Origin of the sequence: Bacteroides bouchesdurhonensis (genome assembly GCF_900155865.1) — a bacterium.
GTDB lineage: Bacteria > Bacteroidota > Bacteroidia > Bacteroidales > Bacteroidaceae > Bacteroides > Bacteroides bouchesdurhonensis.
This window is the reverse complement of the sequence record NZ_LT707006.1, coordinates 3715066-3730239: the sequence shown is the minus strand read 5'-3', so window position 1 is coordinate 3730239 and position 15174 is coordinate 3715066. Positions and strand designations below refer to the sequence as shown.

14 protein-coding genes are annotated in these 15174 nt (G+C 39.4%); 9 read left to right on the top strand and 5 right to left on the bottom strand.

From position 1 onward, the window contains the following. Nucleotides 1-159: 159 nt before the first annotated feature. From CZ225_RS23425 to CZ225_RS16000, 6 genes are all read left to right on the top strand, one after another. The gene (locus CZ225_RS23425; protein ID WP_234983065.1) at nucleotides 160-615 is read left to right on the top strand and encodes a transposase; all 456 of its coding nucleotides are present in this window, start codon (nucleotides 160-162) and stop codon (nucleotides 613-615) included. A gap of 242 nt (nucleotides 616-857) precedes the next feature. After that, entirely contained in the window at nucleotides 858-1709 is an 852-nt protein-coding gene (gene hisG, locus CZ225_RS16020; RefSeq protein WP_025074656.1) for an ATP phosphoribosyltransferase, read from the top strand. A gap of 2 nt (nucleotides 1710-1711) precedes the next feature. After that, nucleotides 1712-2995 carry a histidinol dehydrogenase gene (gene hisD / locus CZ225_RS16015; RefSeq protein WP_077154701.1) on the top strand — a complete coding sequence of 428 codons (1284 nt, stop codon included), beginning with the start codon at nucleotides 1712-1714 and terminating at the stop codon, nucleotides 2993-2995. A gap of 48 nt (nucleotides 2996-3043) precedes the next feature. Beyond that, nucleotides 3044-4084 carry a histidinol-phosphate transaminase gene (hisC, locus tag CZ225_RS16010; RefSeq protein WP_077154700.1) on the top strand — a complete coding sequence of 347 codons (1041 nt, stop codon included), beginning with the start codon at nucleotides 3044-3046 and terminating at the stop codon, nucleotides 4082-4084. Nucleotides 4085-4087: 3 nt separating this feature from the next. Continuing rightward, nucleotides 4088-5212, top strand: a complete 1125-nt coding sequence (gene hisB, locus CZ225_RS16005; protein ID WP_077154699.1) for a bifunctional histidinol-phosphatase/imidazoleglycerol-phosphate dehydratase HisB — start codon at nucleotides 4088-4090, stop codon at nucleotides 5210-5212. Between the two features lie 22 nt (nucleotides 5213-5234). After that, on the top strand, nucleotides 5235-5786 hold the full coding sequence (locus CZ225_RS16000) for a tyrosine-protein phosphatase (RefSeq protein ID WP_077154698.1): 552 nt from the start codon (nucleotides 5235-5237) through the stop codon (nucleotides 5784-5786). A gap of 127 nt (nucleotides 5787-5913) precedes the next feature. Here CZ225_RS16000 and CZ225_RS15995 read toward each other — a convergent pair whose 3' ends face one another. Further along, nucleotides 5914-7839 (bottom strand): NAD(+) synthase, encoded by a 1926-nt coding sequence (locus CZ225_RS15995; protein ID WP_077154697.1) that lies wholly within the window; start codon nucleotides 7837-7839, stop codon nucleotides 5914-5916. 209 nt (nucleotides 7840-8048) lie between these two features. Here CZ225_RS15995 and CZ225_RS15990 point away from each other — a divergent pair, with 209 nt between their 5' ends. The 3 genes from CZ225_RS15990 (at nucleotide 8049) to CZ225_RS15980 (ending at nucleotide 9787) form a co-directional block, all read left to right on the top strand. Then, the gene (locus tag CZ225_RS15990) at nucleotides 8049-8459 is read left to right on the top strand and encodes a Fur family transcriptional regulator (RefSeq protein WP_129585916.1); all 411 of its coding nucleotides are present in this window, start codon (nucleotides 8049-8051) and stop codon (nucleotides 8457-8459) included. Between the two features lie 38 nt (nucleotides 8460-8497). After that, nucleotides 8498-9055 carry an NADH peroxidase gene (locus CZ225_RS15985; protein WP_025074650.1) on the top strand — a complete coding sequence of 186 codons (558 nt, stop codon included), beginning with the start codon at nucleotides 8498-8500 and terminating at the stop codon, nucleotides 9053-9055. Nucleotides 9056-9151: 96 nt separating this feature from the next. Then, nucleotides 9152-9787, top strand: coding sequence for a SagB/ThcOx family dehydrogenase (locus CZ225_RS15980; RefSeq protein WP_077155855.1), 636 nt, complete (start codon nucleotides 9152-9154; stop codon nucleotides 9785-9787). 103 nt (nucleotides 9788-9890) lie between these two features. Here CZ225_RS15980 and CZ225_RS15975 read toward each other — a convergent pair whose 3' ends face one another. From CZ225_RS15975 to CZ225_RS15960, 4 genes are all read right to left on the bottom strand, one after another. Beyond that, nucleotides 9891-10355 (bottom strand): thioredoxin family protein, encoded by a 465-nt coding sequence (locus CZ225_RS15975; RefSeq protein WP_077154696.1) that lies wholly within the window; start codon nucleotides 10353-10355, stop codon nucleotides 9891-9893. Between the two features lie 18 nt (nucleotides 10356-10373). Then, complete coding sequence (trxA, locus tag CZ225_RS15970) at nucleotides 10374-10673, bottom strand: thioredoxin (protein ID WP_077154695.1); 300 nt, start codon at nucleotides 10671-10673, stop codon at nucleotides 10374-10376. 158 nt (nucleotides 10674-10831) lie between these two features. Beyond that, complete coding sequence (locus tag CZ225_RS15965) at nucleotides 10832-12991, bottom strand: S46 family peptidase (RefSeq protein WP_077154694.1); 2160 nt, start codon at nucleotides 12989-12991, stop codon at nucleotides 10832-10834. After that, nucleotides 12992-15151 carry a S46 family peptidase gene (locus CZ225_RS15960; RefSeq protein WP_077154693.1) on the bottom strand — a complete coding sequence of 720 codons (2160 nt, stop codon included), beginning with the start codon at nucleotides 15149-15151 and terminating at the stop codon, nucleotides 12992-12994. Between the last annotated feature and the right edge of the window lie 23 nt (nucleotides 15152-15174).

The window sequence follows — 15174 nt, the reverse complement described above, 5'->3', positions numbered from 1 at the left end:
TTTCTTCTTTTCTCTAAAATGATTATTTTTAGTTACCACATTTGAAATAATTATGTATTGTACGGATTTAGAAGAAACACAGTGGCAAGTATCTTGAGCTTGCAAGGAAGGAAGCGAAAATATGATTTACGTGAGATATGGAATGCAATCTTCTAGCTAGTGAAAACAGGGTGCAAATGGTGCCCTTTGGGTGAATCTGATTTGTTATTGAATAACTTACGAGAAAAGGTGCGTGTCCAAATGGGACAAAAAGCAGAAGCTAGCCTGGGTATTATGGATAGTCAAAGTGTACGTTGGGGTAATAATAATCGTTCTCTCAGCGGCATTGATGTGAATAAGAAAATAAAAGGAGTCAAAATCATATTAGCTGATGCTGGTTATCGTGGAGAAATAGCAGGCAAAACAAAAACAGTTTTCGGATATATCCTTGAAGTTGTGGTAAGCGGCGATAAGGTTAATGGCTTTAAACCAATTGGAAAAAGATGGATGGTGGAAAGGACATTTGCATGGTTTGACAACTATAGAAGACTCTGCCGAAACGATGAATTGACATTTGATTCGGTAGAGGAAATGGTAAAACTAGCAGCTATTAGGATGATATTGAATAAAATTTAAATAGGCTCTAACTTTTTGTGATAATTGTTTGGAGGTATCAAACAAATGCTATACTTTTGTCGCAGTAACTAAAGAATATGAAATATACAGCTACACATCATCATCATCATTTTCCTAACGAATAACTCGGTGGGCGTGGATGATATTGTGTATACTTTATAACGATAACGAAGGCTTGCCGAATACGGTAAGCCTTTTTTATTTATCAAATGCAATTTATAAATTCATAATAAAATAAAGTCATGTTAAGAATCGCAGTACAAGCCAAAGGACGTCTCTTCGAAGAGACTATGGCACTTTTAGAAGAGTCGGATATTAAATTGAGTACAACCAAGCGTACCTTATTGGTACAATCTTCCAATTTTCCTATCGAAGTTTTGTTTCTTCGTGATGATGATATTCCTCAGACAGTAGCTACAGGAGTAGCTGATTTGGGCATTGTAGGTGAAAATGAGTTTATGGAAAAAGAAGAAGATGCTGAGATTGTAAAACGATTGGGATTCAGCAAATGTCGTTTATCACTAGCTATGCCGAAAGATATTGAATATCCAGGTTTATCATGGTTCAATGGTAAGAAAATAGCAACCTCTTATCCGGTCATTTTGAAGAATTTTTTGAAGAAGAATGGAGTAAATGCAGAAATACACGTAATTACCGGTTCAGTAGAAGTATCTCCGGGTATTGGATTAGCAGATGCAATCTTTGATATTGTAAGCTCCGGATCAACATTGGTTAGCAACCGTTTGAAAGAAGTTGAAGTTGTGATGAAGTCCGAAGCATTGCTAATTGGCAATAAAAACATGAGCGACGAAAAGAAAGAAGTGTTGGAAGAATTACTATTTCGTATGAATGCAGTGAAGACTGCTGAGGACAAGAAGTATGTATTGATGAATGCACCGAAAGATAAACTGGAAGAAATTATAGCTGTTCTGCCTGGTATGAAAAGTCCTACTATTATGCCTTTGGCACAAGAAGGCTGGTGTTCTGTCCATACAGTATTGGATGAAAAACGTTTCTGGGAAATTATCGGGAAGCTGAAAGGACTGGGAGCAGAAGGTATTTTGGTATTGCCAATTGAGAAAATGATAGTATAAGAATGAAATTAATAAAATATCCCTCAAAGGAACAATGGTCGGAACTGCTGAAACGTCCGGCATTGAATACGGAGAATTTGTTTGATACAGTTCGTTCCATTATTAATAAGGTAAGAGCTGAAGGTGATAAGGCAGTTCTGGAATATGAAGCTACATTTGATAAAGCTGTTTTATCTACATTACCTGTAACTTCACAAGAGATAAAAGAGGCAGAAGGCAAGATTAGTAATGAACTAAAGGCAGCTATCTCTTTAGCGAAGCAAAACATCGAAACGTTCCATGCTTCCCAGCGTTTTGTTGGAAAGAAGATAGAGACAATGAATGGAGTAACTTGTTGGCAAAAATCAGTAGGCATTGAGAAAGTCGGACTTTATATTCCCGGCGGAACAGCACCACTTTTTTCTACTGTGTTGATGTTGGCTGTTCCTGCTAAAATTGCGGGATGTAAAGAGATCGTGCTTTGTACTCCTCCTGATAAGAATGGAAATATCCATCCGGCCATACTTTTTGCAGCTCAATTAGCGGGGGTAAGTAAAATATTCAAGGCTGGTGGAGTTCAGGCTATTGCTGCTATGGCTTATGGAACTGAGAGTATCCCTAAAGTCTATAAGATTTTCGGTCCGGGTAATCAGTATGTAACAGCTGCCAAGCAGTTGGTGAGCTTACGTGATGTAGCGATTGATATGCCTGCCGGCCCTTCCGAAGTAGAGGTATTGGCAGATGCTTCTGCCAATCCTGTTTTTGTTGCAGCAGATCTTCTTTCGCAAGCTGAACATGGAGTAGATAGCCAAGCAATGCTGATAACTACTTCTGAAAAACTTCAGGCGGAGGTTGTTCTTGAGGTTGAGCGCCAATTAGCGAGACTTCCTCGTAAAGAAATAGCTGAGAAATCATTAGAAAATAGTAAATTGATTCTTGTCCGTGATCTGGAAGAAGCATTGGAATTAACAAATGCTTATGCACCGGAACATTTGATTATAGAAACTGAAAACTACCTGGAAGTAGCTGAGCGTATAACAAATGCAGGTTCAGTTTTCTTGGGATCATTGACTCCTGAGAGTGCCGGTGATTATGCTTCCGGTACCAATCATACATTGCCAACTAATGGTTATGCAAAAGCATACAGCGGAGTAAGTCTCGATAGTTTTATTCGTAAAATAACCTTTCAGGAGATTGTCTCAGATGGGATACAAGCAATCGGTCCTGCTATTGAGGAGATGGCAGCCAACGAACATCTGGATGCACATAAAAATGCAGTAACAGTTCGTTTGGATTCCTTGAAATAAAGATTTAGTGATTGGTAAAGTAGATTCAGTAATTAAAAGAATAATAAAGTGAAAACGTTACAAGAGCTCACCCGGCCGAATATATGGAAGTTGAAACCTTATTCTTCGGCACGCGATGAATATAAAGGAGTTACGGCTTCCGTCTTTTTGGATGCGAATGAGAATCCGTACAATTTGCCTCATAACCGCTATCCGGACCCGATGCAGTGGGAACTGAAAACTCAATTGTCGAAGATAAAGAAAGTATCTCCCGAACATATTTTCTTGGGAAATGGTAGTGACGAAGCTATTGATTTGGTATTTCGCGCTTTCTGTGAACCCGGCAAAGATAATGTAGTAGCCATTGATCCTACTTATGGTATGTATCAGGTCTGCGCAGATGTGAATGATGTAGAATACCGCAAAGTTCTGTTGGATGATAATTTCCAGTTTTCAGCAGATAAATTGTTGGCGGCTACTGACGAACATACCAAACTGATTTTCCTTTGTTCACCCAACAATCCGACAGGGAATGATCTACTCCGTACTGAAATAGAAAAACTGATTCGTGAATTTGAAGGTTTGATTATTTTGGACGAAGCTTATAACGATTTCTCGGAGGTTCCTTCTTTTCTGGAGGAATTAGATCAATATCCTAACTTGATCGTTTTCCAGACATTCTCTAAGGCATGGGGATGTGCTGCTATTCGTTTGGGAATGGCTTTTGCTTCCGTAGAAATTATTGGTATTTTGAGTAAAATCAAATATCCGTATAATGTTAATCAGCTCACTCAGCAACAGGCTATTTCTATGTTACATAAATATTATGAAATAGAACGTTGGGTAAGAACCTTAAAAGAAGAAAGGGATTATCTGGAAAAGGAGTTTGAACAACTTTCTTGTACGGTTAAAATGTACCCTTCCGATGCAAACTTCTTTCTGGCTAAAGTTACTGATGCTGTGAAAATCTATAATTATTTAGTTGGCGAGGGAATCATTGTGCGTAATCGAAATTCCATTGCATTATGTGGCAATTGTTTACGAGTAACAGTCGGTACACGAGTAGAAAATAATATATTGTTGGATGCTCTCAAGAAATATCAAGGATAATTTATGAAAAAGAAAGTACTATTTATAGATAGAGACGGAACGTTGGTAATCGAACCGCCTGTTGATTATCAACTCGACTCTTTAGAGAAATTGGAATTTTATCCTAAAGTATTCCGAAACTTGGGATTTATCCGTAGCAAACTTGACTTTGAGTTTGTGATGGTAACTAATCAAGATGGCTTAGGTACTTCTTCTTTTCCGGAAGAGACTTTTTGGCCTGCTCACAATTTAATGATGAAAACTCTGGAAGGAGAAGGAATCACTTTTGATGAAATTCTGATTGATCGTAGCTTTCCTGAGGATAATGCTCCAACACGTAAACCGCGCACCGGAATGTTGAAAAAGTACATTGACAATCCGGAGTACGATTTGGCAGGAAGCTTTGTAATAGGTGATCGTCCTACTGATGTGGAACTGGCAAGGAACTTGGGTTGTAAAGCTATTTATTTACAAGATTCTGTTGAATTATTGAAAGAAAAAGGACTGGAAGAAGTCTGTGTATTGGCAACAAAGGATTGGGATAAGATTGCAGAATTTTTATTTGCAGGAGAGCGAAAAGCTGAAGTGCGCCGTACGACAAAAGAAACAGATATTTATGTAGCTTTGGATTTGGACGGAAACGGTATTTGTCAGATTTCTACCGGTTTGGGATTCTTTGATCATATGCTTGAGCAGATAGGAAAACATTCCGGTATGGATTTAACTATACAGGTGAAAGGTGATTTGGAAGTGGATGAGCACCATACCATCGAAGATACGGCTATTGCTTTAGGTGAATGTATTTATCAGGCATTAGGAAATAAGCGAGGTATTGAGCGATATGGTTACGCTCTTCCCATGGATGATTGTCTTTGTCAGGTTTGCTTAGATTTTGGAGGACGTTCTTGGTTAGTTTGGGAGGCAGAATTCAATCGTGAGAAAATAGGGGATATGCCCACTGAAATGTTTCTTCATTTTTTCAAATCATTGAGTGATGCTGCGAAAATGAATTTGAATATCAAAGCGGAAGGACAAAATGAACATCATAAAATAGAAGGGATTTTTAAAGCCCTTGCCCGAGCTTTGAAAATGGCGTTGAAACGAGATATTTATCATTTTGAACTGCCTTCCAGTAAGGGAGTACTTTAATTCGAATCTGGTGCGTTGATTTATGCAGAAACATCTTTTATTATGCTTTTGGGGACTTATATTATCATTGGCTATTTATGGTCAGAATGTCAAAGCTGAAAAAATTATTGTTCCCGGTAGTAATCTGATCAATATGTATAAGATCGATACAGATATATATCGTTCGGAACAACCTACAGAAATTGATTTTAAAGCTTTGCAAGAATATGGGATTCATGAAGTTTTGAATCTCCGCAGATGGCATAGTGATAATGATGAAGCGAGAGGCACCACATTACAACTACATCGTTTAAAGATGAGAGCTGGTTCTGTTAATGAAAAGCAATTGATAGAAACATTACGTATTATTTATAATCGTAAAGGACCAATATTGATTCACTGTCACCATGGTTCCGATCGTACAGGTGTTGTTTGTGCGTTTTATCGTATCATTTTTCAGGAAGTTTCTAAGGAGGATGCAATCGATGAAATGACTGGAGAAAAGTATGGCTTTCATAGAATTTATAAGAACCTTATACGGATCATCCAAGAAGCTGATATCGAACGGATTAAAAAGGCTGTAATATCGAAATAAAAATAAAAGAGTGCCACGGTTGTGCCTATTGGTTGGCACAACCGTGCCATCCCAGTGGAACAGTTGTGCCAATATAAAGACACAGTTGTGCCATCGTAGTGGCACAAGCTTCCTCTATAATAGAATACTATAAGTCCTCTATTTCCTTCAACCACATTGCTGAACTGGCATCACTTGGCATTCGCCAGTCACCACGTGGACTGATGGAAATACTTCCTACTTTAGGTCCATCAGGCAAGCAAGAACGCTTGAACTGTTGATTGAAGAAACGGCGGAAGAAGGTAGACAGCCACTTTTTAATTGTCTCTTCGTCATAAATTTCTTTGAATACAAGATTAGCCAAAAAGTAAATTTTAGAAGGACGGAATCCGTAACGCAAAAAATAATAGAGGAAGAAATCATGTAGTTCATAAGGCCCTACCAAGTCTTCTGTTTTTTGTTTTATTTCTCCATTCTCATCAGCAGGAATAAGCTCCGGGCTGATAGGGGTATCTACAATATCTAATAAAGTTGTTTTTGATTCTTCATCCATTCCATTTTCGGCTACCCATTGTACCAAGTATTTTACTAAAGTCTTTGGAATACTTGCATTGACACCGTACATAGACATATGGTCTCCGTTATAGGTTGCCCATCCTAACGCAAGTTCAGATAAATCTCCTGTGCCTATAACCATACCACAAGTTTGGTTGGCGATATCCATCAGTATCTGTGTCCGTTCGCGTGCCTGTGAGTTTTCATAGGTAACGTCATGCACATTGATATCATGATCGATGTCCTTGAAATGTTGGATACAAGCTTCCTTTATACTGACTTCACGAACTGATATTCCTAACGATTTCATAAGATCGATGGCATTGTTGTAGGTGCGGTCAGTGGTTCCGAAACCAGGCATTGTAATTCCCAGAATTCCTTTTCGTGATAATTTGAGTTTATCGAATGTCTTTACACACACTAATAGAGCCAACGTAGAATCCAATCCTCCGGAAATGCCTACTACTGCCGTTTTAGCTCCTGTATGTAACAGCCGTTGTGCTAATCCGGCTACTTGAATAGAAAATATCTCTTCACAACGTTCATCCAGTTCAGCTCCTTGCGGGACAAAAGGATGAGGATTAAAACTACGTGTGAGCGTCAGTTCTTTGCTATTGACAAATTCTGTAGTGATACATATTGCTTTCTTGTCTCCTAAATTGGCTTGGTTGGCGGCAAAAGTGGTGTTAATCCTTCGTTCTGCACGTATACGCTCTACATCGATTTCACTGATAATCAACTGTTCTTCCATGCTGAAACGTTTACTACGTGCCAGCAGTGAACCATTTTCATAAATCAGTCCATTTCCGGCAAAAACTACATCTGTAGTAGATTCTCCGAAGCCACAGGATGAAAATACATATCCGGCAATACATCGGGCAGATTGCTGGCTGATCAAAGAACATAGATAATTGTTTTTTCCGATACCTTCATTATCAGCAGATATATTGAACAAGATCTCTGCTCCTTGCAGAGCTAGTGAAGAACTGGGAGGAATTGTGGACCATAGGTCTTCACATATCTCAATTCCAAATGTCGTATCCGAAGTCTCAAAAAGCAGATTGGCACCTATGGGAACCATTTGCCCGCATAAACGTACATTGTTGGTTGTCAATTGGAGAGCAGATGTAAACCAACGTTGTTCGTAAAACTCCTTGTAATTAGGTAAATAGGTTTTAGCTGCGACGCCCAACACCTTCCCTTTTTGAATCACTACAGCAGCATTGATTACTGTCGAATTAATAACAACGGGCATGCCTACAATAGAAATAATATCCAATTGGCGGGTATTATTCAGAATCTGCATGAGCCCCATTTCAGCTTGTTCAAGCAAAAGTTGCTGTCCAAACAAGTCACCGCATGTATATCCAGTGATACTCATTTCGGGGAATGCGATAATTTGTACCCCTTTGCCTTCCGCTATTGCGATCAGACCTTCTATCTTCTCTGCGTTGAATTTACAGTCGGCCACTTTAACGTGCGGCACAGCTGCTGCTACTTTTACGAATCCGTAGTTCATCTTATACCTTATTTATATATAGTGGTTGCAAAATTAGAAAATAGTTTTGAATTTCTGTCTTTTCGACTGCGAATCCTCAAGATGTGGCGATAAAGCGAGATAAAACTTATTGAGAAAAGCTCGATTTTATTTGCAAATAAAATAAAAGCTTTTTATCTTTGCATCAAATTTATAATTGTAATGAATACAAATTTGGAAAGAAGAAGATAATGGGTGCATACGAACAATTATTAGAGTACAACATAAAACCTTCCATGCAGCGTATTGCCGTTATGGAGTATTTGATGAAACATCGTACGCATCCGTCGGCTGATGAAATATATACGGCTTTGTCCCCTTCTATGCCTACATTATCAAAGACTACCGTCTATAATACCCTGAAACTTTTTGCAGAACAGGGGGCAGCGTTGATGCTTACCATTGATGAAAAGAATGCCAACTTTGATGGAGATACTTCTGCACATGCCCATTTTCTCTGTAAATCTTGCGGACATATTTATGATTTGAAATGTCCGGAAGCAATTAAATCGGTAGAGGATCAGGAAATCGATGGTCATCATGTATCAGAAATGCATTATTATTATAAAGGAATCTGTAAGAACTGTTTAAACGAACAATAATATACGTATTTGACTAATTAATTTAAAATTGAGAAGAAATGAAAAAATTTAGATGTACTGTTTGCGGTTACGTTTATGAAGGTGACGCAGCTCCTGAGAAATGTCCTTTGTGTAAAGCTCCTGCTAGCAAATTCGTTGAAGTTGTTGAAACTGAAGGTGCTGCTTTGGCTTTTGCTGACGAACATGTTATTGGCGTAGCTAAAGGTTGTGACGAAGAAATGATCAAAGACCTGAACAATCACTTCATGGGTGAATGTACTGAAGTAGGTATGTATTTGGCAATGAGCCGTCAGGCAGACCGCGAAGGTTATCCTGAAGTAGCTGAAGCTTTCAAACGTTACGCTTGGGAAGAAGCAGAACATGCAGCTAAATTTGCTGAATTGCTGGGTGACTGCGTATGGGATACCAAGACTAACCTGCAAAAACGTAAAGATGCTGAACAAGGTGCGTGCGAAGACAAGAAACGTATTGCAACTCGTGCTAAAGCATTAAACTTGGATGCTATCCACGATACTGTACACGAAATGTGTAAAGACGAAGCTCGTCATGGTAAAGGTTTTGAAGGATTGTACAACCGTTATTTCGGCGATAAGTAATCAAACCTTATAAATAACTCTAAAAAGGTCTGCATCCCGTTGCGAATGCAGGCCTTTTTTCGTTTATTTGTTCATCAACTTTTAAATGTCACAGATATGAAAAAAGTACAACTAATTTTGATGTGTTTATTGTTTACGGTTGCAGCTTCTGCTGCTGACAAGGTAATTAAGTTACCGAAACCAGATTTGAACCGGAAGGGCGGTACAGTGATGAAAGCTTTGTCCGAACGACATTCTACTCGTGAATATGCTTCGAAAGCATTGAGCTTGTCCGATTTGTCGGATTTATTGTGGGCGGCAAATGGAATCAATCGTCCTGACGGCAAACGAACGGCTCCTTCTGCATTGAACAAGCAAGATGTGGATATTTATGTGATCCTTCCTGAAGGCAGTTATTTGTATGATGCAAAGGCTCATCAACTAAATTTAATAAGCGAGGGAGATCATCGTGACGCCGTGGCAGGAAGTCAAGCGTTTGTGAAAGGAGCTCCGGTATCTTTGGTGTTGATTAGTGATGTTTCCCGTTTCGGTGATGCAAAGAATACGCGGAATCAATTGATGGGAGCTGTCGATGTTGGAGCTGTTTCCCAAAACATCTCTTTGTTTTGTACTACAGCTCATTTAGCCACAGTTCCACGAGCTTCAATGGATATTGATAAATTGAGAACTGTATTACAGCTGAAAGATAGTCAGATTCCGATGATGAATCATCCGGTAGGCTATTATAAATAAGTATTATATAGGCATATAAAAAAGAGTGACGCTATACCATGCATATAGCGTCACTGTATCTTTACGATAGTGTAAGTATCCTTAGAGGATAGCTACACTCTTTTTACTTCAAAAGAAATTCATCGATAGCCTTCTTATAAGTCGCCTTATCTGCCGCTCCACGAAATAGTTGCGGCTCTCCTTTCATGGGGATGAATACGAACAATGGAATGCTCGTTGCATTGAAAAGGGCAGCCAATTCTTTTTGTTTATCTACATTTACTTTATAAATAACAATTTTTCCGGCATATTCCTTAGCCAATTCTTTCATGATAGGAGCAGTTTGACGGCAAGGACCACACCAATCGGCATATAAATCGATGATGGCAGGTTTAGTGCCTTTGTACTTCCATTCTTTTGATTTTTCAAAATCGAAGACATCTTTTATGAACATTGCTTTGTCCATGACGATGACTTCACCGTTACCTGTTACTTCTTTTTTACCTTGATTGTTTTCTTCTCTGTCATTGAAAGCATAAACGATTACGCTTACCATAACGAGAGCTACCATTAATAATACCTTTTTCATTCGTTCTTTTTTCTTGTTTTATGAGTAATGCTTTTCAATTACTCCTTTCAATTCACTACTGTGGATTACTCCGGAATGTCTCCATACCGCTTCTCCGTTCTTAAATAGAATAAAAGTCGGCACTGCCTGTATGCGATACTGAGTGGCTAAATCTTGATATTGGTCCACGTCAATTTTTACTATTCGGGCTTTATCACCAACGATTAATTTTAATTCTTCCAGAACAGGTTTCATAGCCTTACAGGGTCCGCACCATTCTGCAAAGAAATCAACCAAGACGGGGGTAGGGGATTGTATTAAATCTGCAAACTTTTCCATAATCTTTTCCTTTCTTAATTATAATACTCAGCCTCTGAAGACTGCAATTATAGATTCTTTTTTCTTATATAACGGTAAAATCCTGTTTTTGTTCACGAAATAGTGAATGATATAAGTAATAAATGAAATAATAGATGCAATGTATATAGAAGAATTTGTTATTCTTCTATCGTCAGCTCGTCAATGATATGTGAAGCACCCGCAAATTTATCAATGATAAATAGCGTATAACGGATATCTACACAAGCAGCACGCTGTGAAGAAGGCCGGAAAGCAATATCACCGGTCAGACCTTCGTAATTACGGTCGAAAGCAGTTCCGATTAATTGACCTTTGCTGTTGAATACAGGACTACCTGAATTTCCGCCGGTATTATCTGTATTTACTATAAAACATACAGGCATCTCACCATCTTTACCATAACGTCCGTAATCTTTGGCGTTGTATAAATCCTTTAATTTCTGAGGAACTACAAACTCCCAATTTTCGGGATCTTCCTTTTCCATCACACCTTTGAGAGTGGTATAGGTATTATAGACCACACCGTCGGCAGGTTCATAAGGGAGTACCTGACCGTAAGTTAGTCGCAGGGTTGAGTTTGCATCCGGATAGATGGGAATACCTTTTTCCTGTTTCATGTCCATCATGCCTTTTACCCATACTTTATGGGCGGCATCATAATTTTGATTTGCTTCTTTCATGGCGATGACTGTCTTCAGGATTCCATCAGTAATGGAATATTTGAATAAGATCATCCAGTCATGTTCGATCTTGTATAAACTCGGCTTTGCAATGAACTTAGCAAATTTTTTCGGATTGCCAAAGATCGAGTATTCAAAACAGGCATCCACAAAAGCATCCGTATCTCCTTTGAAGCGGGATTTGATGATTTCGAATATGTTGATACGCTGATCTTCCGGGATATATCCTGCATACGTTTTCAACATTTCTTTTGCAACCATCCGCTCTACTTCAGGGAAAGGGACCGATGCAAAATATTTCTCGCCTTCCAGTTTCAGTCTTAAAGTAGCTTCGTTGATTCTTTTTTTATCTTTGGATTTGAGAGCGGATACTATTTCAGTGGTGGAAGGAAATCTCATAAAGTCGAGTGCTATGCCTAGTGCTTCATTAATAGCTTGTTGGTGATAGGTAGCGTCATGTCGGTGAGCTACTATCGAGCGTATTTCCTCGAATGCTTTCTGGTAAGAATCATCTCCTTTTTCACGTCCACGAGCAAGAAGTTCCTCTTGTTGTGCACGTTTCGTATCCAATACTTTCAAACGGACTAGACCTTCGTTCATCCCAATCGCATTTTTCCAATAGTTAGCGGAAGAAGCATATTTACTAGCATAATGAATACGTACAGCAGGATCTTTCAGCATTTGTTCCATGAGAACTTTCTGACGTGCTCCGCGTACATGCTGACGCATGAAGTTCGTTGTCTGCATACGTTCTTCCACTTCGTCGGAGATCATGTACCGCCAGTTACGTCCCGGAAATCCCATAGCAAAAGTGAAATCACCTTCTTGTACTCCGGCAAGACTGATAGTCAGATGCTTTTTCACTTGTAGGGGTACATTATCTTTAGAGTATGCTGCCGGTTTTCCGTTTCTATCGGCATATATACGGAAGAGTGAGAAGTCGCCGGTATGGCGTGGCCACATCCAATTATCAGTATCTGCTCCGAATTTACCAATGGAAGAGGGTGGGGCACCTACCATACGGATATCACTATACACTGTTTTAATAAACAGGTAATATTTATTGCCGCCGTAGAAAGCCTTAAGCTCCAGTCTGGTTGCAGGAGTCATTTCGATATTCTCATCTTTGGCAAAACGTCCTGCTACGGAAGTCAGGTAGCTAGGAGACAAATAGTTTGTTCCTTCAGGGTCTTTATCCTTCTTTAATTGTTCCTGGACATAACTCGTCACATCAAGGATACGGTCAATGAACGTGACAGTTAACCCCGGAGTAGGAAGTTCGGCATCGCGGTTCATAGCCCAGAAACCGTCAGTCAGATAATCATGTTCCACATTACTGTGCTGTTGGATAGCTCCATAGCCACAGTGATGGTTAGTAAGAACTAGTCCTTGTGAAGAGATAACTTCTCCTGTACATCCTCCACCGAAATGCACCACAGCATCCTTCAGCGAAAGTCCGTTGGCATTGTACACTTCTTCTATGGGGATCTCAAGACCGAGTTCCCGCATGGCAACAGCATTTTGCTCTTTTAGATCAGTTAGCATCCACATGCCTTCGTCAGCGTGGATGCTAAGAGTTGCCAATGAAAAAAAGGCAAATATGAATTGTTTTTTCATTTATTCTACGATAGTCATTTCATTAATCAGATGACCGCAGTTTCCTAATTTTTCAAGAATAAACAGGACGTAGCGGATATCCAGGTTGATACAACGTTGAAGGTTATTGTCGAAGTTGATGTCACCACTTAGTGATTCCCAGTTGCCATCGAAAGCACAGCCGATCAATTCACCGTTCTTGTTCAAAACCGGGCTACCGGAGTTACCACCGGTGATATCGTTGGTAGACAAGAAGCAAACGGGCATATCGCCATTTGGTAATGCATATCGACCATAATCTTGTTTTTCAATCAGCTCTTTCAGTTTGGCAGGTACAACGAATTCACGATCTTCCGGATTTTCTTTCTCAAGAATACCTTTGGTTGTTGTGTAATAGTTATAATGTACACCATCTTTCGGGTCGTATGGTTTCACATTACCATAAGTGAGACGGAGTGTAAAGTTTGCATCCGGGTAAGAAGGAACAGGCAGTTTCATTTCACCCAGTCCGCGGATATATGTTTTGTGCAATAAAGCCAATTCTGTTTGAAGCGAACTTATCTGTGAAGCTAATTTCTCAAAAGCTTCATATTTGGACTTGGTATATTGCATTGACAAATCCTGATCGATGGCTTTAACTGTTGGTTTTTTGAGGAATTTTTCAAAATTCGTCCGGTTGGCAAAGATGGAATTGTCATACATATCATCCACAAACTTGTTATAATCGCCTTTGTATTTTTGTTCGATCACTTGATAGATAGACGGACGTTGTTCGGCCGGAATCATTTCAGCATAAAGAGGCAATAAAGCTTTGGCCACTTTACGGTCTACTTCATGATCATAATCTTTATTGTGGACTCTTTGGTAACTCTGTTCCAGACCTTTCAATCGAGATTTGATCAGAGACTCATTCTTTTCTTCAAGTGCTTTGCGTATTTTGTCCAATTGGATATTGCCAAATTCAATCCCTCCGAAGAACACTTCGCGTAAGCAAGTCATTTGATAATTGAGAGGCGATGTTTTAGCTACAACATCATCGATTTTATTGACTACCGTAGCATATTCTGCATTGTTCTGTGCTTTGGCAAATTCTGCAAATTTAGCTTCCTGTTCCGCTTTTGTTTCCAACACGTTATTGTCGATAATTGCCTTATTCATACCAATCGAGTTTTTCCAATAGTTGCTGGATCCGGCATATTTGTTGGCATATTGAATGCGAATTTTATCGCTGGCATTCATCGCTTCTTTTAATACATCCTGACGTGCACCACGAATGCGGATACGTGGCTCATTGAGTGATTCCATACGTTCTTTCACTTCCGATACGGTCAGGTAGCGACTAGTACTTCCCGGGAATCCCATAATCATGGCATAATCCCCCGCTTCCGACCCCTTGATAGAGATGGTCAGGTGTTTTTTAGTTTTCAGAGGAACATTAGCAGGATTATATTTCGCAGGTTCTCCGTTAGCATCGGCGTAGATGCGGAACATGGAGAAGTCACCGGTATGACGAGGCCACATCCAGTTATCTGTTTCGCCACCGAATTTACCAATAGACGAAGGAGGAGCAGCTACCATACGTACATCCTCATATACTTTCAGATAAAACAAATAGAATTTATTTCCGGCATAGAAAGGAAGAGCTTTCGGCATAATTCCCTTTTGACCTTTAAGATCACTCTTGTAATAAAGTTCCATTGCCAGTTTATTAAGGAACTCTCCACTGAAAGACTCTATTTCGGAGATTTCTTTAGCGGCAATTTTGGCATTGACAAGATCCGTTACATCTTCGATACGTTCTACAAAAGTAAAAACTAATCCCGGAGTCGGGAGTTCTTTGTCTCTGGAGGTAGCCCAAAAACCGTCAGTCAGATAGTCATGCTCTACACTGCTATGTTGTTGAATAGAAGCGTAGCCACAGTGATGATTGGTCAGGATCAAACCTTCCGGTGAGATGATTTCTCCCGTACAGCCTCCTCCAAAGATACCGACGGCATCTTTCAGAGAAACACCGTTAGGATTGTATATATCCTGTGCTTCCAAGTTTAGTCCTTGTTTTTTCATCATATCGATGGAATGTTGTTGTTGCATCAGTTGCAATAACCACATACCTTCATCCGCTTTTGCGGAACACGCAATCAGCGCGGTCAGTGCTAATAAGTAGAATTTTAATCTGTTCATTTATACTAAGAAATTAGAAAATA